Source organism: Phocaeicola sp. GP0067, assembly GCF_031119655.1.
GTDB lineage: Bacteria > Bacteroidota > Bacteroidia > Bacteroidales > Bacteroidaceae > Phocaeicola > Phocaeicola vulgatus.
The window spans coordinates 18,491-40,501 of record NZ_JAVHZY010000037.1 but is presented as its reverse complement, the minus strand read 5'-3'; the positions used below and the strand labels follow the sequence as shown (position 1 = coordinate 40,501).

At 40.4% G+C, this 22,011-nt stretch carries 17 protein-coding genes and 2 tRNA genes; 16 read left to right on the top strand and 3 right to left on the bottom strand.

Annotation, left to right across the window (positions count from 1 at the left end; all coding sequences use genetic code 11):
- Position 1: 1 nt before the first annotated feature.
- Positions 2 to 79, top strand: a tRNA-Leu gene (locus RE317_RS19235).
- Between the two features lie 12 nt (positions 80 to 91).
- Positions 92 to 164, top strand: a tRNA-Gly gene (locus RE317_RS19230).
- Positions 165 to 287: 123 nt separating this feature from the next.
- Here the strand turns inward: RE317_RS19230 and RE317_RS19225 are convergent.
- Positions 288 to 1,790, bottom strand: coding sequence for a glutamine synthetase family protein (locus RE317_RS19225; protein ID WP_008668273.1), 1,503 nt, complete (start codon positions 1,788 to 1,790; stop codon positions 288 to 290).
- A gap of 205 nt (positions 1,791 to 1,995) precedes the next feature.
- Between RE317_RS19225 and RE317_RS19220 the strand changes: the two genes are divergently transcribed.
- Positions 1,996 to 3,528 (top strand): carbon-nitrogen hydrolase family protein, encoded by a 1,533-nt coding sequence (locus RE317_RS19220; RefSeq protein WP_005842418.1) that lies wholly within the window; start codon positions 1,996 to 1,998, stop codon positions 3,526 to 3,528.
- 126 nt (positions 3,529 to 3,654) lie between these two features.
- On the opposite strand, the gene RE317_RS19215 is transcribed toward RE317_RS19220, so the two are convergent.
- Positions 3,655 to 4,977: a PAS domain-containing sensor histidine kinase gene (locus RE317_RS19215; protein WP_005852734.1), complete on the bottom strand. Its 1,323-nt coding sequence runs from the start codon at positions 4,975 to 4,977 to the stop codon at positions 3,655 to 3,657.
- Between the two features lie 5 nt (positions 4,978 to 4,982).
- Entirely contained in the window at positions 4,983 to 6,314 is a 1,332-nt protein-coding gene (locus RE317_RS19210) for a sigma-54 dependent transcriptional regulator (protein ID WP_008668274.1), read from the bottom strand.
- 331 nt (positions 6,315 to 6,645) lie between these two features.
- Between RE317_RS19210 and RE317_RS19205 the strand changes: the two genes are divergently transcribed.
- From RE317_RS19205 to RE317_RS19145, 13 genes are all read left to right on the top strand, one after another.
- Complete coding sequence (locus tag RE317_RS19205; RefSeq protein WP_008668275.1) at positions 6,646 to 7,953, top strand: TolC family protein; 1,308 nt, start codon at positions 6,646 to 6,648, stop codon at positions 7,951 to 7,953.
- A 5-nt stretch (positions 7,954 to 7,958) separates the two neighbouring features.
- Entirely contained in the window at positions 7,959 to 9,209 is a 1,251-nt protein-coding gene (locus tag RE317_RS19200) for an efflux RND transporter periplasmic adaptor subunit (RefSeq protein WP_005842425.1), read from the top strand.
- 13 nt (positions 9,210 to 9,222) lie between these two features.
- The gene (locus tag RE317_RS19195) at positions 9,223 to 9,933 is read left to right on the top strand and encodes an ABC transporter ATP-binding protein (protein ID WP_005852725.1); all 711 of its coding nucleotides are present in this window, start codon (positions 9,223 to 9,225) and stop codon (positions 9,931 to 9,933) included.
- A complete protein-coding gene (locus RE317_RS19190; protein ID WP_005842429.1) occupies positions 9,930 to 12,353 on the top strand; it encodes an ABC transporter permease in 2,424 nt (807 codons plus the stop codon). Before RE317_RS19195 ends, RE317_RS19190 begins: the two co-directional genes overlap by 4 nt.
- Before the next feature lie 984 nt (positions 12,354 to 13,337).
- On the top strand, positions 13,338 to 14,171 hold the full coding sequence (locus RE317_RS19185; RefSeq protein ID WP_008781583.1) for a transcriptional regulator: 834 nt from the start codon (positions 13,338 to 13,340) through the stop codon (positions 14,169 to 14,171).
- A 40-nt stretch (positions 14,172 to 14,211) separates the two neighbouring features.
- A complete protein-coding gene (locus RE317_RS19180; protein ID WP_005852721.1) occupies positions 14,212 to 15,645 on the top strand; it encodes a lipopolysaccharide biosynthesis protein in 1,434 nt (477 codons plus the stop codon).
- Positions 15,646 to 15,662: 17 nt separating this feature from the next.
- On the top strand, positions 15,663 to 16,772 hold the full coding sequence (locus tag RE317_RS19175) for a DegT/DnrJ/EryC1/StrS aminotransferase family protein (protein WP_005852713.1): 1,110 nt from the start codon (positions 15,663 to 15,665) through the stop codon (positions 16,770 to 16,772).
- Positions 16,773 to 16,775: 3 nt separating this feature from the next.
- Entirely contained in the window at positions 16,776 to 17,981 is a 1,206-nt protein-coding gene (locus RE317_RS19170; protein WP_005852711.1) for an acetyl-CoA carboxylase biotin carboxylase subunit family protein, read from the top strand.
- 20 nt (positions 17,982 to 18,001) lie between these two features.
- Positions 18,002 to 18,475: a GNAT family N-acetyltransferase gene (locus RE317_RS19165; protein ID WP_005852709.1), complete on the top strand. Its 474-nt coding sequence runs from the start codon at positions 18,002 to 18,004 to the stop codon at positions 18,473 to 18,475.
- A 13-nt stretch (positions 18,476 to 18,488) separates the two neighbouring features.
- Positions 18,489 to 18,713 (top strand): phosphopantetheine-binding protein, encoded by a 225-nt coding sequence (locus RE317_RS19160; protein WP_005852707.1) that lies wholly within the window; start codon positions 18,489 to 18,491, stop codon positions 18,711 to 18,713.
- Between the two features lie 7 nt (positions 18,714 to 18,720).
- The gene (locus RE317_RS19155; protein WP_008781581.1) at positions 18,721 to 19,935 is read left to right on the top strand and encodes a fatty acid--CoA ligase family protein; all 1,215 of its coding nucleotides are present in this window, start codon (positions 18,721 to 18,723) and stop codon (positions 19,933 to 19,935) included.
- On the top strand, positions 19,932 to 20,654 hold the full coding sequence (locus RE317_RS19150) for an SDR family oxidoreductase (protein WP_005852703.1): 723 nt from the start codon (positions 19,932 to 19,934) through the stop codon (positions 20,652 to 20,654). The genes RE317_RS19155 and RE317_RS19150 overlap by 4 nt, the downstream gene beginning before the upstream one ends.
- Positions 20,655 to 21,026: 372 nt before the next feature.
- The gene (locus tag RE317_RS19145; protein ID WP_005852701.1) at positions 21,027 to 22,010 is read left to right on the top strand and encodes a hypothetical protein; all 984 of its coding nucleotides are present in this window, start codon (positions 21,027 to 21,029) and stop codon (positions 22,008 to 22,010) included.
- The last annotated feature ends 1 nt before the right edge of the window (position 22,011 follow it).

Sequence of the window (22,011 nt, the reverse complement as noted above, 5' to 3'; positions counted from 1 at the left end):
GGTGGCGGAATGGTAGACGCGCACGTTTCAGGTGCGTGTGTCGAGAGGCATGCAGGTTCGAGTCCTGTTCTGGGCACCATATTAGAGGTTTGCGGAAATAGCTCAGTTGGTAGAGCATAACCTTGCCAAGGTTAGGGTCGCGAGTTCGAGTCTCGTTTTCCGCTCAAGAGAAAAGATCAGTGTAGAAGTACATTGATCTTTTTTATTTATCATGGTGTAAATGTTAGAAAACGGAAGAAGGTCAAATCAAAATATTGATATACCCTCCTCCCGCTGTTTTAGTCAAATTATCCGCAATGGAAATATTTATTGACCAATGCCAACATCCCTTCCGGATTATCTTTTAAGTCGCTACGTAAGGTCAGATCGTTATAACTGGTTAATTTGCTGATGATTCCATCAATCATAGTGGGGCTGAACACATTATGTTTTTGGAATATTTCGCGCTGTTGTTGCAAACAGGTTGCGGAAGCTGCACAGCTATCGGGAAGCTGGGCTAATGCCTTCAGTTTGTCTGCATTTTCTTTCTGATGGATATTGACGTTTACGTAAGTTTTTTCTGCAATGTCCAGTGCATTTTCTATTTCAAATCCATGGCGACAGGCTACAGCTAATCCTGCTATCAGTTGGTAGAGATCGGCCGAACCGTCCGGTGACCGCATTTCCACTGTCTGTTTTTGTGTGGTATCATAATGGCTTTCTGTTTCCAGTGGATTGGCAGTCATGCACATGTCTGTTTTAGCTGCCCATCCTAGAGGTACTCGTACCAATACTGAACGGTTGCGGTCACCCCAGCAAATATTAGTTGGCGCTTCCTGATGGGGAACCAGGCGGAAATAAGAAGTAGGATTGGTATTACCGAATGCGGTGATGGATGGAGCAAGTTCCATCATGCCAGCAATAGCTTTGCGTGCTGTTTCTGATAAAACACCTTCTTTCAACATCTGGTTTTGTCCATCTTTCATGATACGCATGTGGATATGCAATCCGGAACCAGCTTTTCCTGTAGTTATTTTAGGTGCGAAAGTAATGTTATAACCATGTTTATAGGCCAGATTACGTATAATCCATTTGGCGATCATCAATTGGTCTGCCGCATCTTCGGCATTGACAGGCAGGAATTCTATTTCATTCTGTTCATATATCATGCCATTCAAGGTAAAATTACCTACTTCGGAATGTCCATATTTTATTTGTCCGCCTGCTTGTGCAATGTAGGCCATGCACTGGGTACGGAAATCATTGAACTTGGCATATGGTGCTGATTCATGATAGCCTTTCTGATCTGTAGCCTCGAACATATTTGTATCCGGAGCAATTACATAGTACTCTAATTCCCCCATAGCCTGAAATTCCATGCCGGTTACTTCATTGAATGCCTTGCATGCTTTGTGTAAGGTATGTTCGGGGGAACTTTCCAATGGCTCTCCATCCTTGTTAAAGAAAGAGCAAAGCATGGAAAGTGTAGGTATCTCGGCAAACGGGTCCAAAAAAGCCGTCCGGAATCGAGGAATTACATACAGATCACTGCTGCCCGCCTCAATGAATGGAAACAGGCTGGAACCGTCCACACGTTCTCCACAAGTCAAGATAGCATCTAGATATGCTTGGTTGTTGATAACGAAATTCAATGTCTTCAGTCGTCCGTCTCCGGCGGGATACATAAAGTTGACCATACGGATGCCATTCTGTTGAATGTATCGTTTTATGTCTTCTTTGGTAAACTCTGCACAAGGTTTTTCTAGAAATGCCACCAATTGGTTGGGGTTCATTATTAATTCTTTATTCATAGCAAAATTGGTTGTTTTTTGTTTGTTATTTGGTTAACTTTCCAAAGATAACAAAAAGTTTTCTGAAAATCCTATGAAAAGTTCATAGATATTTTCTTTCATACTGAGTGATATTCTCTTTATCTTTTTCTGTTTGGGAGAACATCGTTTTATAATTTGTCCTACCTTTGCACCGCTGTTTTAAAATATAAATAAGAGAATCATTATGGAACCGATGCATAAAATTAATAAAGTAGAGGTCCGGAATTTACAGATCGAAGATTACATCCAATTATCACAATCATTCAAGCGGGTGTATGCGGATAAGGATGTGTTTTGGACACACGAGCAAATAGAAACGCTTATCCGGATTTTTCCGGAAGGGCAAGTAGTAACGGTGGTAGACGATAAGATAGTGGGATGTGCTCTTTCTATTATTGTAGACTATGATATGGTAAAGGGAGATCATACCTATGCCAAAGTAACTGGTAATGAAACTTTCTGTACGCATAATCCGGAAGGGAATATTTTGTATGGTATCGAGGTGTTTATCCATCCGGATTATCGCGGTTTGCGTTTGGCACGCCGTATGTATGAGTACCGGAAAGAATTATGCGAGAAACTGAATCTGAAAGCGATCATGTTCGGTGGTCGTATTCCTAATTATTATAAGTATGCGGATACGATGCGTCCTAAGGAATATTTGGATAAGGTGCGTTCCCGTGAGATTTATGATCCGGTATTGACATTTCAGCTTTCCAATGATTTTCATGTGCGTCGTGTCATGAAGAATTATCTTCCCAATGACGAAGAATCCAAGCATTGTGCCACTTTGTTGCAATGGGATAATATTTATTATCAGGAGCCTACGCAGGATTATGTGGATAAGAAAACCACTGTACGTGTAGGGTTAGTGCAATGGCAGATGCGCCCTTATAAAACATTGGATGATGTATTTGAGCAGGTTGAGTTTTTCGTAGATGCCGTTTCTGATTATAAGAGTGATTTTGTTCTTTTTCCAGAATATTTCAATGCGCCGTTGATGGCCAAGTTCAATCATTTGGGAGAAGCCCAGAGCATTCGTGGTTTGGCACAATATACCGAAGAGGTTCGCGACCGTTTTATCAATTTGGCTATCAGTTATAATATTAATATCATTACGGGTAGTATGCCATACGTAAAAGAGGACGGAGGGCTTTATAATGTTGGTTTTTTAGTACGGCGTGACGGCTCATACGAAATGTATGAAAAGGTACATGTCACTCCCGATGAGATAAAGAGTTGGGGCCTCTCGGGCGGTAAGATGGTGCAGACTTTTGATACGGATTGTGCTAAAATTGGTATCTTGATTTGTTATGATGTGGAATTTCCCGAGCTTTCTCGTATCATGGCCGATCAGGGAATGCAGATTCTGTTTGTTCCATTCCTCACCGATACTCAGAACGGCTATTCCCGTGTACGTGTTTGTGCTCAGGCACGGGCAATCGAGAATGAATGTTTTGTCGTTATAGCCGGTAGTGTGGGAAATTTGCCGCGTGTGCACAATATGGATATTCAGTATGCACAGTCTGGAGTGTTTACTCCGTGTGATTTCGCTTTCCCAACTGATGGCAAACGGGCCGAGGCGACTCCGAATACCGAAATGATTTTAGTTTCGGATGTTGATCTGAATCTGTTGAATGAATTGCATACGTATGGCAGTGTGCGCAATTTGCGTGACCGCAGGCATGACCTTTATGAACTGAAGATAAAGAAATAAAAAAATGTTTCATTACGGATTACTCAGGTTAACGCTGGTTTATAGATAAGTGGTTATTATTTTATATTTCCGCCTTACTTTTAAGAATAACCTGTGTTAATCAGAGTGATCCTGTAATGAACTTTGTTATTTCAAAATAAAAGAAGCTACGGGCCATTCTATAACAAATATAGTTTTTCCTTGTCTGCTTTCCTGTAAATAGAAATTGCCCCCATGTCTTTTTATAATCTGCCGGCACAGACTAAGCCCGATACCAGTTCCTTCTGTTTTTGTGGTAAAGAAAGGAACGAATATTTTTTCTTGCAATTCCATAGGGATTCCCCGTCCATTGTCAAGTAGTCTTATATAAAGTTTGTTTGTTACTTCCAGTGTTACTTCTATTTGTCCGTCTGTTTTTCCTTCCAATGATTGCATACTGTTTTTCAGCAGATTTAAAAAAACTTGAGAGAGTTGCTTCTCATCGCCCTCAATATATATATCAGAGGGGGTGCTACGCAGAATGAAATGGATATGAGCATTTTCAAAATCAGATTGTAGTAACAGACCTAGATTGTGCAATGAATTGGTCAGTGAGAATCGCTTCTTTTTCGGTTCCGGCATATACGATAAGCGTCGATATGATTCTGTGAATTCCATCAGTCTTTCGCTTTGTTCACGAATCACTCCAAGTCCTCGTATTACTTTCTCGTCCGTACCGGGGCGCAATGAAAGTGTTTGAGACAGAGAAACAATAGGAGCAATGGTATTCATAATTTCATGAGTAAGCACCCGGGTAAGTTTGTTCCATGACTCACTTTCTTTCTCATTCAGTTCATTACTGATATCTTTGATAGCCAACAGGGTAATCGTTTCTGAATTTAGTTTCATCCGGTTCATGGATAGTGACAGTTGTTTTTTTGAGTTAGATTGTAAAAGAAAGGAATTTTCCACATTTCCATGGGTTATGAAATCTTTCAAGATCGGATATTGCTCTTCCAATTGGCGGAGGAATATGATTGACTCAACTCCCAGCAAACGTAAGGCTGCACCATTTACAAACAGAACTCTTTTTTCGGAGTTCCACGCTAGCACTCCATTTGGTACTTCTTCCAGTAAAGAGTGATAAAAGTTCTCTTGTACCCGGCTTTGCGATTTCGTTGTGGCAAGCAATTCATTGATTCGGTTTAGTGAATGGCTAAGTGCATTCATTTCTTTATCTGCCGATTGCTCGTTGAACAGTATCATGCTCTCTTTATCTTCCATCGCATCCAAGAATATTCTTATTTTGGCATTGAATTTATTCAATTGTTTTACCAAAGCTCTGATAAAAAAAAGTGAAATAATCAAGAAAAGACAGCCTAGAATAAGGGCGGTATGTGTAATAATAAGTGCGATACCAGCTCCGGCTACAGCAATTATTAATAAGATGTAGCTTAGGATAACCATATATAGATGTTTGCTGAATACCATGATCATCAGAGCTTAAAGCGTTTTATTTTGTTGTAAAGTGTCTGGCGGCTGATGCCTAACTGTTCGGCTGTTGCTGTCAGATTTCCATCGTTTTGACGGATGGCTGTTTCTATGGCCTGGCGTTCTACTTCTTCCAGATTAGGAACGGTAGTGGAGAATTGTGGACTCCAGGTTTGTTTTACGAAAATGTCTTTGGAACGGATTACATCTCCTTCACATAAAATAACTGCTTTCTCGATGGTATGTTGCAATTCCCGGATATTTCCCGGCCAATGATAAGAACATAATTTCTCTAAAGCATGTTCATGCAGGAAGATTTCTTTTTTTTCGTATTTAGCAGCATAGCGCTGCATAAAATAATCAATGAACAAATGTATATCTTCCCTCCGTTCGCGTAAAGGCGGGATTTCCAGATGAATAGTATTCAGTCTGTACAATAAATCCTCACGGAAAGTCCCGGAATCCACCATACCCTGAATATTCTTGTTGGTAGCTGAAAGCAGCCGGATATCCACTGGGATTACTTTATTACTGCCGATGCGTGTAATTTTTCGGTTTTGTAATACGGTGAGCAACTTTGCCTGCATGGCTAAAGGGAGATTTCCTATTTCATCCATAAACAGGGAACTGCCGGATGCCGCTTCAAACTTTCCCGGCCGGCTCTCGTAGGCATCGGTAAAAGAACCGCGCTCATGCCCGAACAGTTCACTTTCGAATAAAGATTCACTGATTGCTCCCATATCTACCGTTACCATAGAATGTTCCTTTCGTGTGGAAAGCCGGTGTATTTCCTGTGCCAGCATTTCTTTTCCTGTTCCGTTTTCTCCGGTAATCAATATATTGGCATCTGTGCGTGCCACTTTCACTACTATCTTCATTAACTGCTGCATGGCAGGGGATGTTCCCACAATCATCGGTGATTTGTTTCTATCGGGGATTCTGTTTTTCCTTTTCTTACCGCTTCCAAAAGCATCTTTTATTTTGCGCACTAAGGTCCGGTTATCCCAAGGTTTCAACAAAAAATCAGTTGCATCATTCTTTAAAGCCTTTACTGCCAGTTCTACATCCCCGTATGCTGTAAGCATGACTACGGGTAGTGCAGGAGCTATCTCACGGATTCGTTTCAGCCAATATAACCCTTCGTTGCCGTTATTGATTCCTGCCGAGAAATTCATATCAAGAATAATCACATCTATCGGAGAGGTATTTATGATAGATATGATTTGATTCGGATGATGGGCTGTCTTTATTTCGCTGAACTCCGTTTCCAGTAATAATTCCAGTGAGGCCAATACTCCTTTATTATCATCTACTATTAAAATCGTTCCTTTTTCCATCTCATTTTTGCTTTCAGAGGCTAAAGGTATCTGCTTTTGATTGTTTCTGCAAATGAGGCGTCCAATTATTGGACGTTTTTTATTATTTTCTGTAATGCTTTTATTTATCATAACGGTGACTTGACATTGGAATGTGTCTTCAGTCCGTGTTGTCAGCGTTCCAATATCTTCCTTGGTTCGTTCTGGTTTTATAGTGTTTATAATTTGGACGTTATACCGTCTAAAATTTGGACAGCTAATTTATATTTTATTTTGTAACTGGTTGATTATTAATGTTCTGATCTTCTTGGCATATCGTTTGCTTCCTATTCTGTGTTTAAATTAAAATGCAATGAGAAATAACTTGATAATTGTGTGTTTGTTGTCCGGTCTGTCTTTGCCTGTATGTGGGCAAAGTACACTGGACGATTGCATACGTTATGCTTGGAAACATAATCCTGGTTTCAAGAATGTCCAAATAGACGTAAAGGAAGCACGAACAGACTATGTGGCTGCTATGGGTAAATTTCTTCCTTATGTTTCAGTACAGGCGGAAGTGGGCAGGCATATCGGACGTTCTGTCGATCCGGATACTAATGGATATACAGCCGATTCATATAATCAAGGAACTATAGGAATGGATATAACTCTTTCTTTATTCGAAGGATTTGCCCGGATCAATCGTTTGCGATATACGCATTGGACTAAAAAAGAGAAGGAGTGGGATCATCTGGCAAAGAAAAATGATTTGGCTTATCGGGTAGCTGAGGCTTATTATAAAGCGGTATTGGATAAAAAGCTTTCAGAACTGGCAGCTGAACAGCTTCGTTTGGGAGAACGTTATCTGAAACAGACGGAAGCTTTTGTAGAACTGGGGTTGAAATCGCTTTCGGACTTGCAGGAAGTAAAAGCGCGTCATCAAGGAGATGTGTTCAGAGAGCGTATGTATGAAAAAAATCGTCAGATGTCCTTTCTTTATTTAAAGGAAATACTGGGTATGAAAGAGGGCGATATTTTGTCTGTTTCTTTATCAGTCAGTGAGGATACGCTCTTGTTAATGCCTCAAGTAGAGGTAGAAGAAGTCTATTTACGGTCCGTACACGTACTGCCGGATTATAAACGGATGGAAATGTGGGAACGCGCTGCCCGTAAGGAGTATGCTGTGACCCTTGGACAGTTCAGCCCGACTATCTTCGCCCGTTTCTCATGGGGATCTGATTTTTATAATTCCTTGTTCTCGTTACATCAATTGCGTGACCATTGGAATAAATATATAGGAGTAGGTATTTCATTCCCTATTCTTAGCGGATTAGATCGGAATGCCGGAATAAGGAAGAAGAAATTAAACTTGCAACGGGTGCGGAACAGCATAGAGGAAGAGAAGTTACATTTACGTAATGAAACGGAACGAATTGTACTTTCATTACATTCGGGATGGGAAGAGCATCGACAGGCTTCCCTGCAGGTAAAAGCAGAAACGCAAGTGCTGAAAGAAACGGAACGGAAGTGGGAGGAAGGGCTTGTTTCCGTGTTTCAGTTGATGGAAGCACGAAATCGCCTGCTTGTCGCTAAAGCGGAAAAAATAAGAGTGCGTTTGCAGTACGAACTGACATCGCGACTAACTATGTATTATCGGACAGGAAGTTTTATTAACCATTAAAAAATATGGACACACTAATTGAACGTAAAAAGCGTTTCACTCCCAGGCGGATTTATGGAGGTGCGGGAGTATTATTCATATTGGTATTCGTTTTTTATTTTATTTTTCGTGATACCGGTTCCTCCATGACCATTGACAAGAGCCGTATCACTATCGCTACAGTTACAGAAAATGAGTTTAATGATTATGTCCGTGTAATTGGACAAGTACTTCCCAGCCGCATGATTTACCTCGATGCTATAGAAGGCGGAAGAGTGGAGGAACGCCTTCATGAAGAGGGAGCGATGGTAAAGAAAGGGGATGTGATTCTGCGCCTGAGTAATCCTCTGCTGAATATCGGTATCATGCAAAGTGAAGCAGATCTGGCCTATCAGGAAAACGAGTTGCGTAATACTCGTATAAGTATGGAGCAGGAACGGTTGAGTCTGAAGCAGGATCGTATCGGTATTCAGAAAGAATTCATTATAAAGAAACGTCGTTACGGACAATACAAGCGGCTGATGGAGGGGCAATTGATAGCGAGGGAGGACTATCTCCAAGCTACGGAGGAATATGAAGCGGTAAAAGAACAATTGTCGGTATTGGATGAGCGGATCCGTCAAGATAGTTTGTTTCGTTTGACTCAGATAAGCAGTTTGGACGAGAATATAATGAATATGAAACGAAGTTTGGCATTGGTACGAGAACGTCTTGAAAACCTGAAAGTGAAAGCTCCTATAGACGGGCAAGTGGGTAATCTTGAAGCACAAATCGGGCAATCCATTTCTGCCGGGGAACATATCGGTCAGATTATTACTGCTGATCTGAAGGTACAGGCATTAATTGACGAGCATTATGTGGAGCGTGTCGTCCAAGAGCTTCCCGCTGACTTTACCCGTGATGGAGAAAATTATAAGTTGGAAGTAACCAAAGTGTATCCTGAAGTGAAAGACGGGCAGTTTCGTACAGATTTCCGTTTCACGACAGGGCGTCCCGAAAACATTCGGGCGGGACAAACTTATCATATCAATCTTCAGTTGGGGGATCCTGTCAAAGCTGTTCTGATTCCTCGGGGAGGTTTTTTTCAAATTACCGGAGGACGATGGATATATGTTGTGGATGAAAGTGGTAAATTTGCCGTCAGACGTCCTATCAAGATTGGCAGGCAGAATCCTCAGTTTTATGAAGTGACTGACGGGCTGGCTTCCGGTGAGAAAGTTATTATTTCCGGTTACGAGCTGTTTGGAGATAATGAGAAACTGATTTTAAACGAATAAAAAACACGTAAGAATGATTAAAGTAGAAAACCTCTCTATGTTGTTCAGCACCGAGGAAGTGCAGACCAAAGCATTGAATGAAGTAACTTTCGAAATTGAAAAGGGAGAATTTGTCGCTATCATGGGGCCGTCCGGTTGTGGAAAATCTACCTTGTTGAATATACTTGGAACATTAGATACCCCTACTTCGGGCTCCTATCTCTTTGAAGGAAAGCGAGTGGATAAAATGAATGAAAACCAGCTGACCGCTCTCCGAAAAGGAAATATCGGTTTCATCTTCCAAAGCTTTAATTTGATTGATGAACTGACTGTATATGAGAATGTTGAACTCCCATTGGTGTATCTTAATATAAAGCCGACAGAACGTAACAGGCGGGTAAAAGAAGTGCTTGAAAAAGTGAATATGCTGCATCGCGCCAATCATCTGCCACAACAGTTATCAGGTGGACAGCAGCAACGTGTGGCCATAGCCCGTGCCGTAGTTACCAATGCCAGGCTTTTGCTGGCGGATGAGCCGACAGGTAATTTGGACTCTACCAATGGGGTGGAGGTTATGGAACTGCTTAGTACACTGAACAAACAGGGGACCACCATCATCATTGTTACCCATTCACAGCGTGATGCTGCTTATGCACATCGTATAATCCGTTTGCTGGATGGTAAAATTATTGCCGAGAATCGTAACCGCCCTATGGAATCTGACAGCAAAATTGAAATTTTATGATTATACAAAATTATTGGAATAGCGTTTGGCGTAATCTGATGAAGAGGAAAGGTTTCAGCTTCATCAATATCTTTGGCTTGGCTGTAGGCATGGCATCAGCTTTATTGATATTTACTTACGTTGCTTTTGAATTTAGTTTTGACAAAATGCATAGTAAGAGTGAACGGATTTATCGTGTGCAAAGTACTTTTCATGAGGGGGAAGTTCTGACGGATGATTGGGCGACCAGTTCATTCGGATATGGTTCGGCCATGCAGGAAAATCTGGCGGGAATTGAGGATTATACTCGTGTAGGATGTATTATCCAACCGGAGCAATTGGTAAAATATGGCGAATTATGTCTGCGCGAGAATGGGATAGCATACGCTGATCCTGGCTTTTTCCGTTTGTTTGATTTTGAATTGTTGAAAGGTGACCGCGCTTCTTGTCTTTCCATGCCATGTCAGGTAGTGATTACGGAACGGATTGCCCGCAAATATTTCAGAGATGAAGACCCTGTCGGGAAGATACTTATTTTTAACAGCAATATGGGGAAGGTGTCTTGTGAGGTAACTGGAGTCATGAAAGAAATGCCTTCTAATTCGCATATACATTATAATTTTCTTTTATCATATGCCACCTTACCTAAATGGGTACAGGAGTATTGGTACAAACATGAAGCCTATACATATGTATTGCTGGATTCGCCCGAGCGCAAAGAAGAGATAGAACGTGCTTTTCCTCAATTGGCCGAGAAGTATAAAACTGAAGAGGCATTGAAAAACAAGACTTGGGGGGTGCGGTTGGAGCCATTGGAGAAGATTCATCTCAATCCTCAATTAGGTTATGAGGCCGAGTTGAAAGGAAACCATTCGGCCATCATCGCGTTGATTTTCGGAGCTATTGCTATTTTGATTATTGCTTGGATCAATTATATAAATCTGACAGTTGCCCGTTCTATGGAGCGTGCCAAAGAGGTAGGAGTGCGCAGGGTAGTGGGAGCTTTCCCGAAACAGCTTGTTGGTCAGTTTCTATTTGAAGCATTTGTAATGAATTTGATCGCTTTTATCATTGCGTTAGGATTGATCGAACTATTACTTCCTTCCTTCAATCAGTTGGTAGGACGTACTATTACTTTCTCTGTATGGTTTACGGAATATTGGGGGGGCGGGGTTCTATTGCTTTTTATAGTCGGTATTTATATTTCCGGTTACTATCCTGCCCGCGCATTGTTGCGTAAGAAGCCGATTGTTTTACTGAAAGGTAAATTCCAAAATAGCCGTTCCGGAGAAAATACACGTAAAATATTGGTCATAGTACAATATACGGCATCCATGATATTGCTTTGTAGTACATTAATTGTGTTTGCACAACTCAGCTATATGCGTCGGCAGTCTTTGGGAGTAAAGACTGACCAGATTTTGGTAATCAAGTTTCCCGGGCCTACTGAGGGTATGAAAACAAAGATGGAGTCTATGCGGAGAGCTATCAAGAAATTGCCATTGGCGTCGAAAGTAACTTGTTCCGGGGCGGTACCGGGTGAAGAGGTGGCCATGTTCCTGTCCAATCATCGGGCACATGATGCGTTGAAGCAAAACCGGTTGTACGAGATGCTGAGTTGTGACCCTGATTATATAGATGCATACGGACTGGAGGTGGTAGCCGGACGGGGTTTTTCCGAGGAATATGGGGACGATGTGAATAAATTGGTTATCAACGAAACGGCTGCCCGTATGTTAGGATATGTGGATAATGATGATGCCATTGGTGAGGAAATAGCTGTTGAAACGCTAGGAGAGCCCATGCAGGTAATCGGGGTAGTGAAGGATTATCATCAGCAAGCGTTGAATAAAGGTTATACAGGGGTAATGCTTTTCCATAAAGATAAGATTGACTGGATTCCTCAGCGTTATATTTCGGTTGTGATGAAACCGGGTGATCCTTCGGAATTAGTATCACAGATAGGAGAAATATGGAATAATTATTTTGCGGATTCCAGTTTTGATTATTTCTTCCTCGACCAGTTCTATGACCGGCAGTACCGTCAGGATGAGGCTTTCGGCGTATTGATGGGAGGTTTTACCGGATTGGCTATTTTTATCTCCTGCTTAGGTTTATGGGTGTTGGTTATGTTCTCTTGTGCCGTCCGTACCAAGGAGATGGGTATCCGGAAAGTATTGGGGGCATCTCGTTGGAATCTGTTTTATCAGTTGGGTAAAGGTTTCTTTATTCCTATTATTATCGCTATTCTGATTGCGTTGCCTGTGGCATGGGGCAGCATGAATGCATGGTTGGCTCATTATCCGTTCCGAACAGAATTGAAAGTGTGGTTCTTTCTGCTTCCTGTGGTCTTGATGTTGTTGATTTCTTTTCTGACTGTAGCAGGACAAACCATAAAGGTTGTTTATAGTAAACCCGCTCGGTCATTGAAATATGAATAATGGAATATAAGATATCCGTGGTTAGTAATTCATTTACAAGGAATATCATTTAAAACCAATATAAATTATCGTACCAGTTCATTATGGCAGATCAATACTGATAAACTTTGAAAACCTTTTGAATTTTTCTACAAAACTAATTTTGCGTCTAAAATTATTTTATTAATTTTACAGCGTTTTTAAGGAGAGTCTAACTCTCTATAGTTACAAATGAGCGATGAGAAAGGGTGCCTTGGTGGCATCCTTTCTCTTTTGTAGTGTGTTTTTGTATAATTTATATTGTATTTTACTTATGTCACGATTATGTGAAATCACGATACATCTTTTGTATTTCCGTTTCTTTTACTTTTATCAGACTTAATCGTTTTTCTTGCATTAAAAAACAATTGGACCTCCCTTTGCTATATATTTAACACTCTTTTAATCTCATTTTGTTGAACAATCTACGCGATTCAAATGTTAATATAATGTGTTTTTCATAGTAATAGATTTAAGATTAATAGTTAGTATTTGCTTGTGAAAGTCAGTACACTTACGGATAAAAGCGTTTATCCGAAAAGAAAAGAGAGGCGACCGGAAACGGAAGCCTCTTTCTTTTTGAGCATTTTTAGTTCCCATAATTATTGTGAGAGGAAAATTGATTCTGATTGTATAAATAATATAATGTGTTGAAAATAAGATTTTTCCCTTTTTAAGCCTTTAATAAAAAATGGAGTTCTCTTAGTAAGAGAACCCCATTTTGCTGCAAAGATAGCTATAATTCCTTAATACAGAAAATTCCGCATTAAAAAAGTATTCCAAAGTATGCTTATAAATGACAATTGTTTGCAAAAATAATATGAAAGGTTATAACTATAGGACACTCTATCAGGCATTTAAGTAAACTTGGGGTTCTCTTACTAAGAGAACCCCAACAAAAAAACGAAAATTGATGGCTTATTCGAGCCTCATTTTTTAGAAGAATAATTTAATTATGATGTTTTGATGGAAATAAAAAGTCCTATGGAGCTTGCAACCGAAGCACTCTCTTATAATAATCAAAACATAGCGAGCGAAGCGCCTAAGTTACTGCTCTGCAGTTCAATCGCTTCCGTCTCAGACCAGGGGTCAAATAAGGGAGTCACGCCATTGGCGGGAATAGGGAAGGAACATCCTGAACTCAATTGGTATTATCTGTATCTGCCTAACAAAGAATTGAAGCGCTATATCGGCGTTTTTAGTGGCAGGAAGTCCGTAAAACTTCGTAAGCCGTCAGGTGAAGCAGAAGAAAGATACTTTTGTTTCAAGGTATTTTCCTATACTTCGACGGACCACAGGAAACGCTTCGAGCAATGCGCCTATACTAAGGAGGAATATACTGCCCGTCGTGATTCCGCCCGGGTAGTGAAAGAAGCCTTTGCCACCGGTTCCGCCCGGAAATTGAATGCTTTGACGGACGAGAAAGAAATCGAAGGCAACGGCTGGCTGTTTGTCTGCGCTCCTTTGGATCAGTTGGAACTTATTTTGTCTGCTATGTTTCCTCGCCAGTATTTGGTGACGGACTATAACACGCACCGTGCGGCGGTCATCCCTCAACGTCAGATGGAGGAATTTATCTATTTGTACGAATCCATGCCTTACAATATCGAGTTGATGAACCGTCCTTTGGAGGATTATCTTCAGAAGAAACAACGCATCCGGATTACCGGTGGTGTTTTCCGAGGGAAGGAGGGGTGCATTATGCGTTTGCACCGCAATACCCGGTTGGTATTTGCTTTTGGGAATATGACGGTGGCTGTGAGTTATCTTCACGCTTTTCCGTTTGAGAAAGTGGACTAGGATACATATTATATTCCCTATTTAACTGAATGACAATAATATGTCCAATTCCTTAAAACAAGTAGCGACCAAGGGGATTCTCTGGAGTTCGATAGAACGCTTTTCTGTGCAAGGTATTCAGTTTGTGATCATGATTATCATGGCCAGACTGCTAACTCCGGAGGATTACGGCCTTGTCGGAATGCTGACCATATTCTTGGCTGTTTCCCAATCATTGATAGACAGTGGATTTTCCCAGGCCTTGATACGTAAACAAAACCGGACAGAAGTAGATAATTCTACTGTGTTTTATTTCAATATAGCTGTCGGTCTTGCGCTTTATCTGTTATTCTATATTTCCGCGCCTTGGGTGGCGGATTTTTATGGACTTCCCGAACTTTCTTTAGTGATGAGAGTGGTATGCCTGGGTATAATCTTTAACTCACTGGCTGTAGTCCAGCGTGCACTACTGACAGTCAGGATAGATTTCAAGACCCAGGCAAAGGCATCATTGATTGCTGCTGTTATCTCCGGTATGGCAGGTATCATATTGGCTTATACAGGATTTGGCGTATGGGCATTGGTATGCCAGCAACTGGTCAATCTGGGGATAAACACCTTGTTATTATGGATCTTTTCAAAATGGAAGCCCATGAGAACCTATTCCTGGAAATCTTTCAGGGAATTGTTCTCCTTTGGCTCCAAACTGTTGGCGTCCGGTCTGCTGGATACCACTTACAACAATATTTATCCCATTGTCATAGGCAAGGTCTTTTCCGCCGGTGATTTGGGACATTATACACGGGCCCAACAATTCTCTGTTTTCCCCTCTTCCAATATTACAGGGATACTGCAACGTGTGACTTATCCCGTGCTTTGCAGCATACAAAATGATATTGACAGATTACGGGGAGTGTATCGTAAATTTCTCAAGTTGTCCGCTTATGTGGTCTTTCCTCTTATGACAGGACTTGCAGCGGTTTCCTTTCCGTTTATCCGAATTGTGTTGGGTGAGAAATGGATATTCTGTGCGGTTCTGCTTCAAATCATCTGTTTCTCGATGATGTGGTATCCCATTCATGCCATCAATCTGAACCTGTTACAGGTACAGGGGCGTTCCGATCTTTTCCTCCGGTTGGAAATTATCAAGAAGGCGATAGGAGTCAGCATCCTTTGCCTGACCATTCCTCTAGGTCTGAAAACCATGTGCTTTGGGGGAGTGGTAAGCTCCCTTCTTTGCCTGGTAATCAATACCTTTTATACAGGAAAGCTGATACAAGTCGGTTTTATCATGCAGATGCGCGATTTGTTTCCCACTCTAGTGGTTTCCTTGCTGATGTTTGTCCTTGTGCTTTCCCTTCAGTGGATGACTGAGAATCTGTATGCCCAGTTGCTGGGTGGTATCATTTTGGGCAGTGGGTTTTATCTGGCTGTAACAAGGATTCTTCGTTTTCAGGAACTACAGGAACTGTCCTCATTGTTCTCAAAAAGATAAATTAAAAAAAAATTGATATGGATAAAAGTTTGATAACAGTAACGTCTCCGTTACTGCCGGACCTTGACGATTTTCACGCAATGCTCAAGGAAATTTGGGCGAGCAAGTGGATAACAAACAACGGTTCTTTTCATAAGCAACTGGAAAAGGAACTGGCTGCTTATCTGAAAGTACCTTTTATCAGTCTTTTCACCAATGGAACACTGCCATTGATAACAGCTTTGCAGGCTTTGAGAATAACGGGAGAGGTGATAACCACCCCTTATAGTTTTGTGGCTACCACCCATGCCCTTTGGTGGAATGGTATTACTCCGGTCTTCGTGGATATCGACCCGTCTACAGGTAATATGGATCCGGATAAGATAGAGGCTGCCATTACACCCAGAACGACGGCCATTATGCCGGTTCATGTATATGGAAAGCCCTGTGATACCGTGCGTATTCAGGAGATAGCCGATAAGTATGGCTTGAAAGTCATTTATGACGCGGCCCATGCGTTTGGTGTGGAAGTAAACGGTGAAAGCATTCTGAATGCGGGGGATATGTCCACGCTCAGTTTCCATGCCACCAAGGTTTATAATACGATAGAGGGTGGTGCTTTGGTCATGCACGATGAACAGACCAAGAAACGTATAGACTATTTGAAGAATTTTGGCTTTGCCGATGAGGTGACCGTGGTTGCTCCGGGTATAAACAGCAAAATGGATGAAGTGCGTGCCGCATACGGATTGCTGAATTTGAAACAGGTGGATGCTGCCATTGCTGCACGTCATCAGGTTGCCATAAAGTACCGTGAAGTGTTGCGTGGGGTGGATGGTGTCACATTCTTTGACGATATGCCGGACGTGAAGCACAACTATTCATACTTCCCCATTTTTATAGATGCAGAGAAATATGGTATGACTCGTGATGAACTTTATTGCAGGATGAAAAAACAGAATGTGTTGGGACGCAGGTATTTCTATCCGTTGATAAGTACTTTCTCTACCTATAAAGGATTACAGAGTGCCGGACCGGAAAATCTTCCTAACGCACATAAGATGGCTGACTGTGTGATTTGCCTGCCGATGCATCATGCGCTGGGAGAAGAGGAGATTCAACGTACATTGGATTTAATTGTAAAATAGGATATGAGGCAGAAAAAATTAATGCTCCTTGGAGGTATCCGTTATCTCCTTCCTGTGATAGAGGCGGCTCACGAGCAAGGTTATTATGTGATTACGGCTGATTATCTGCCTGACAATATTGCTCATAGATATAGTGATGAGTATGTCAATGTCAGCATTATAGACAAAGAAGCAGTATTGAAGGTGGCCCGTGAGAAGGAAATAGACGGTATTCTTTCTTTTGGAGTGGATCCTGGTGTTGTATCGGCATCGTATGTTCAAACCCAGATGGGTATTCCTTCATTTGGACCTTTCGAATCGGTTGAAATATTACAGAATAAGGATAAATTTAGGACTTTTTTGTCAGAGAACGGTTTTAATGTGCCTTGGGCTTTTGGTTTTTCTTCGCTGGAAGATGCTTTGGCTGATACAGACAAGTTTTCTTACCCTTTGATTGTAAAACCTACAGATTCTGCCGGTAGCAAAGGAGTGACCCGGGTGGACAAGGAGGAGGATTTAAAGGAGGCTTTGGAATATGCTTTCAAGCACTCTATCAAAGGAAATATTATAGTGGAGGAGTTTATCGAAAAACAAGGCTGTTCGTCAGACAGTGACAGCTTTTCTGTGAACGGGGTGCTTCAGTTTGTTTCATTCTCTGCCCAGCGTTTCGATGAAAATGCAGCAGGGACTTTCGTCCCTGCTGCATATTCATGGCCTTCGACCATGAATATGCAGCAAGAGTCCGAACTCCGTTCTGAACTCCAGCGTCTTCTTACCCTTCTTCACATGAAGACTGCCGTTTATAATATTGAGACCCGTGTAGGTGTCAATGGCAAGACTTATATTATGGAAGTGTCCCCTCGTGGAGGAGGTAATCGCCTGTCTGAGATGGTTCGTTATTCTACCGGAGTGGATATGATTACGGCTGGTGTGCGCGCTGCTGTTGGAGATTCTGTCGATGGTATAGAGCAGAAGCCATACATGGGGCATTGGGCGGAGATTATTCTTCATTCAGATAAGGACGGTTTGTTTGAAAGCTTGTATATCAGTAAATCTATGCGCTCTTATGTGATAGAAGAGGATTTATGGGTAATGAAAGGAGATGCAGTTCATTTTTTTGAAGGTGCTAATAATGCAATAGGAACATTGATTATGAAATTTAATTCACAGGAGCAATTAAAAGAAGCATTGGAGAAACAGGGGGAATGGTTGCATATTTCTGTAGATTAATTATAAAATGAAGAATATGTATGAAATTAGTATATAGTATTTTATTATCGAAAGAAATAAACAAGGACGAGTTTGTTAGTTTTGTAAAAGATACAGAACTATTGTTCGTTCCCCGATTAAGTACACGCGTTTCATTGATAGAGTATGCAGAGAAAATGTATCAGTACGCAACTTTGTTTATTGTGCGGGATATGGATGATGCAGGTAAATTAATAGCCTGTAATGCTGTTTATGTAAATGTAGCTCCGTTAGATTCTTTTGCAACATTTTTAGTTGTAAAGGAAAAATATGCTAATTATGGGATAGGAGCTAAGTTGATAATAAAAGCTGTCAGATACAGCAAAGAGTTGGGTAGTTCCGGATATTCACTAAAAATGAGAGCTTCTAATAAAGTAATGTATGATTTTTACCTTCGTCTTGGATTTATAAAGGTTTCGGAAGGAAAATATCCAAACTCAGAGGAATATGAATATGGTTTAAGAATATCATTTTAAAGCAAACAAAATTATGAAAGAAAAGGTATTAGAAATAATTAATCAAATTCGTGCAAGTAAAGACTTGACGACAGTTCTTACATTAAAAGCATCGGATGATCTGCGTAATGATTTGGACTTGACCTCATTTGATCTTGCAGAACTGACAGTCCGCATTGAGGATGAGTTTGATATTGACATTTTTGAGGATGGTCTTGTGAACACTATTGGAGAAGTTCTTGCAAAGTTGGAAAAATAAAAACGGTATGACTATGTTTTTATACAATGGAGAGCAGTCATATAGCTATGCGGACCTTTTAAAGGCTGTATGTATGGACGACTATGTTCCTTTATTAAAGACGCATGATCTTTTCAAGTATTTTTCCAACTTGATAAAAGCATTGGTCAATAATAAGCCTTTGGTATTGCTTGATTCCGACCTGAGTCTGTCCGAACTGGGTGGGATAAATGAAGAAAAGATTAATGTCATAGAGAAACTCCGGACACAAAAATTCTCATCAATGGATGAGGTGGTTAAGGCTTTACAGCAATCCGCTTCTGAAATTACGATATTTACTTCGGGAACAACCGGACAGCCCAAAAAGGTCATTCATAGTGTGCAGGGACTTACCCGTTCGGTACGTTGTGCCGAAAGGTATCAATGGCAGGTTTGGGCCTATGCCTATAATCCTACACACATGGCAGGACTGCAAGTGTTCTTTCAAGCCTTTGAAAACCAGAATACTTTGGTAAATGTGTTTGGTCTTGCCCGAAATGAGGTCTATAGCCTGATAGAGAAGTATTCTGTGACTCACATTTCAGCTACTCCTACTTTCTACAGACTGTTATTACCCTTTGAAAAAGAATATTCTTCTGTACAGCGGATTACTTTTGGGGGGGAGAAAAGTGACCGGCATCTTTTTGATGTTATACATGACATATTTCCTCTAGCTAAGATAAATAATATATACGCTTCTACAGAGGCGGGGTCTTTGTTTGCGGCAAAGGGTGATTGTTTCCAGATACCTGTTTCTATACGGGATAAATTTATGGTTGTGGATGATGAATTGCTTATTCACCGTTCATTGCTGGGACGGTCGGAAAGTTTTAGTTTTGATGGAGATTATTACCATTCAAATGATTTGATAGAATGGGTGGACCAGCAGGAGGGTATCTTTAGGTTTAAAAGCCGCAAGAATGAACTGATAAATGTAGGGGGGTATAAAGTCAATCCCGGAGAAGTGGAGGTTGTCATTAATGCCATTGACGGTATCCGTCAGTCATTGGTCTATGGGAAGTCCAACTCTGTTTTGGGTAATGTGCTTTGTGCTGATATCCAGTTGGAGGAAGGTGTTCTGTTGAAAGAGTTGGATATCCGTTGTCAACTCAAGAATAAATTGCAGGATTTCAAGATTCCCCGTAGGATAAAGTTTGTAGAGTCTTTTGCTTTAACAAGAACCGGAAAATTAAAAAGATTATGAACTATTTAGTGACAGGATGTTCGCGTGGAGTAGGCCTTGAAATATGTAGGGTACTATTGGAGCAAGGACATACCGTATATGGTGTAGCCCGTTCTTATACGGATGAGTTTAAAAAGCTGGAGTCAGAGTTTGACAATAAACTTTTCTTTAAAAGTATAGACTTGGGTGATAGTGAGAATGTGCACAGAAATGTGTTCAAGGACTTTGTAAATAATAGGATTCAGCTTCATGGTTATGTCAACAATGCCGCAATGGCTTATGATGATATTGTTACGAACTTGAAACTGGACAGATTGCAATCCATGTATTCGGTCAATGTTTTTACTCCGATGATGATAACCAAATACGTTTTACGTAATATGCTGCTTCATCATACCAAAGGAAGTATTGTTCATATTTCCTCTATCTCAGCACATACCGGCTATAAAGGGCTGGCCATGTATGCATCCAGTAAAGGTGCACTTGAAGCTTTCTCCAAGGATACGGCGAGAGAGTGGGGGGAGTTGGGAATACGCAGTAATGTGGTGGTTCCCGGTTTTATGGAAACGGCTATGAGTGCAACACTTACCGAAGAGCAGAAGAATCGTATTTATAAACGCACTTCGATGAAGGCTGCGACTTCGGTCCGTTCAGTGGCAGAAACTGTAGCATTTCTACTGTCTGATGGTGCTTGTAGTATTACAGGAGTTGAGGTCAGGGTGGATAATGGAACAATTTAGTTTGTTACTTGGTTTAGTTAATATTTTATGTTAGAAAATAATATATATAGTATGTAATTATTTGATAATGAATGTATTGTTGCCAACTTTCACGTCTACCTGTTCCGAATCTTCATCGGTTGCAGAATCAACATCGTTTCACAAGGAACGAAACTCTAATCTGGAACTTCATCGGAACTTTTTTCAAAAATATCTTTAACGGGTGCAGGGATTATGTTAACATGGTTCCTGACAAAATCACTTGGGCTGCCAGCCAATGTTAAATTCAAGACTAATTAATTAACAAAACTCGGTTTAGGGCACTGAAAAGTGCCCTTTCGAAGGGGGATTCCCTAAATTGAGTGCTTACAGTGTTTACAATATTAATAATTAATGAAAGAGAATATAATAGTGAACAATCTTGCTCCTGTAATTATACCTACATTATGTAGATATGATCATTTTAAAAGATTAATGGAATCTCTTAATAAATGCACATGGGCGGATAAAACAGATGTGTATATTGGACTTGATTATCCCGCAAAAGAAGAACATAGGGATGGTTGGATGAAAATAAAGAGATTTTTGTGTGAAGAAAGATTTTGTTTTAAAAAAATTGTAGTCTTTGAGAGAGAGTATAACTATGGAGTTAAGGGTGAAAATAATAATATATCAGCATTGATAAAGTATGTGAGTACGTATTATGATCGTTGGATTTTCTCAGAAGATGATAATGTATTCAGCCCCAATTTTTTGGTATACATAAATAAAGGACTAGAAAAATTTAAGAATGATAAATCTGTATTTGCCATTAATGGATATCGCCATTTTTACAATGTAAAATTCAAAGAGAATACATTCTTTAGGCAAAATATCGACTTTTCTGCTTGGGGATATGGAATATGGAAGGATAGATATGAGCAGATGACTCATAATATGACAAGAGAGTATTTGAGAAAATGTCTGTATAGTTTCCAGAAATGGAAAAAAGTGTGGGAATGTGGTTGGTTTAAAAGATCTGTATTCATTTCTAATGGAAGTAGTCATAAACCAATTTGTTTTCCAGATTGGATGATAGGATTATATTTGACACTAGAAAATCTTGATGTCATAATGCCTCGTATTTCTACAGTTAGAAATGAGGGATGGGATAATAGTGGGTTGAGTTGTAAAATATCAAAATGGGGAGATATTGCTCAAAAGCATACTTTGCAAGTAATAGACGAAAGTTTTGATTTTCAATATGTTGGTACTGGGCTTGAATATTATAATGAAAATAAACATATGTATATACTTGAGGGCATTGAAAAATCATCAAGTTTTGATTTTTTTATTCGCACAAACAAAGCTTTTGTAAAACTTATTCTAAAAAAGTAGT

Bases quoted from the DNA above. Each gene is read 5' to 3' on its own strand.
- RE317_RS19180 (WP_005852721.1), top strand. From the start codon at position 14,212: ATGTCCAATTCCTTAAAACAAGTAGCGACCAAGGGGATTCTCTGGAGT.
- RE317_RS19145 (WP_005852701.1), top strand. From the start codon at position 21,027: ATGAAAGAGAATATAATAGTGAACAATCTTGCTCCTGTAATTATACCT.
- RE317_RS19175 (WP_005852713.1), top strand. From the start codon at position 15,663: ATGGATAAAAGTTTGATAACAGTAACGTCTCCGTTACTGCCGGACCTT.
- RE317_RS19160 (WP_005852707.1), top strand. From the start codon at position 18,489: ATGAAAGAAAAGGTATTAGAAATAATTAATCAAATTCGTGCAAGTAAA.
- RE317_RS19200 (WP_005842425.1), top strand. From the start codon at position 7,959: ATGGACACACTAATTGAACGTAAAAAGCGTTTCACTCCCAGGCGGATT.
- RE317_RS19225 (WP_008668273.1), bottom strand. From the start codon at position 1,790: ATGAATAAAGAATTAATAATGAACCCCAACCAATTGGTGGCATTTCTA.
- RE317_RS19215 (WP_005852734.1), bottom strand. From the start codon at position 4,977: ATGGTATTCAGCAAACATCTATATATGGTTATCCTAAGCTACATCTTA.
- RE317_RS19165 (WP_005852709.1), top strand. From the start codon at position 18,002: ATGAAATTAGTATATAGTATTTTATTATCGAAAGAAATAAACAAGGAC.
- RE317_RS19150 (WP_005852703.1), top strand. From the start codon at position 19,932: ATGAACTATTTAGTGACAGGATGTTCGCGTGGAGTAGGCCTTGAAATA.
- RE317_RS19205 (WP_008668275.1), top strand. From the start codon at position 6,646: ATGAGAAATAACTTGATAATTGTGTGTTTGTTGTCCGGTCTGTCTTTG.
- RE317_RS19170 (WP_005852711.1), top strand. From the start codon at position 16,776: ATGAGGCAGAAAAAATTAATGCTCCTTGGAGGTATCCGTTATCTCCTT.
- RE317_RS19210 (WP_008668274.1), bottom strand. From the start codon at position 6,314: ATGGAAAAAGGAACGATTTTAATAGTAGATGATAATAAAGGAGTATTG.
- RE317_RS19195 (WP_005852725.1), top strand. From the start codon at position 9,223: ATGATTAAAGTAGAAAACCTCTCTATGTTGTTCAGCACCGAGGAAGTG.
- RE317_RS19220 (WP_005842418.1), top strand. From the start codon at position 1,996: ATGGAACCGATGCATAAAATTAATAAAGTAGAGGTCCGGAATTTACAG.
- RE317_RS19155 (WP_008781581.1), top strand. From the start codon at position 18,721: ATGACTATGTTTTTATACAATGGAGAGCAGTCATATAGCTATGCGGAC.
- RE317_RS19185 (WP_008781583.1), top strand. From the start codon at position 13,338: ATGGAAATAAAAAGTCCTATGGAGCTTGCAACCGAAGCACTCTCTTAT.
- RE317_RS19190 (WP_005842429.1), top strand. From the start codon at position 9,930: ATGATTATACAAAATTATTGGAATAGCGTTTGGCGTAATCTGATGAAG.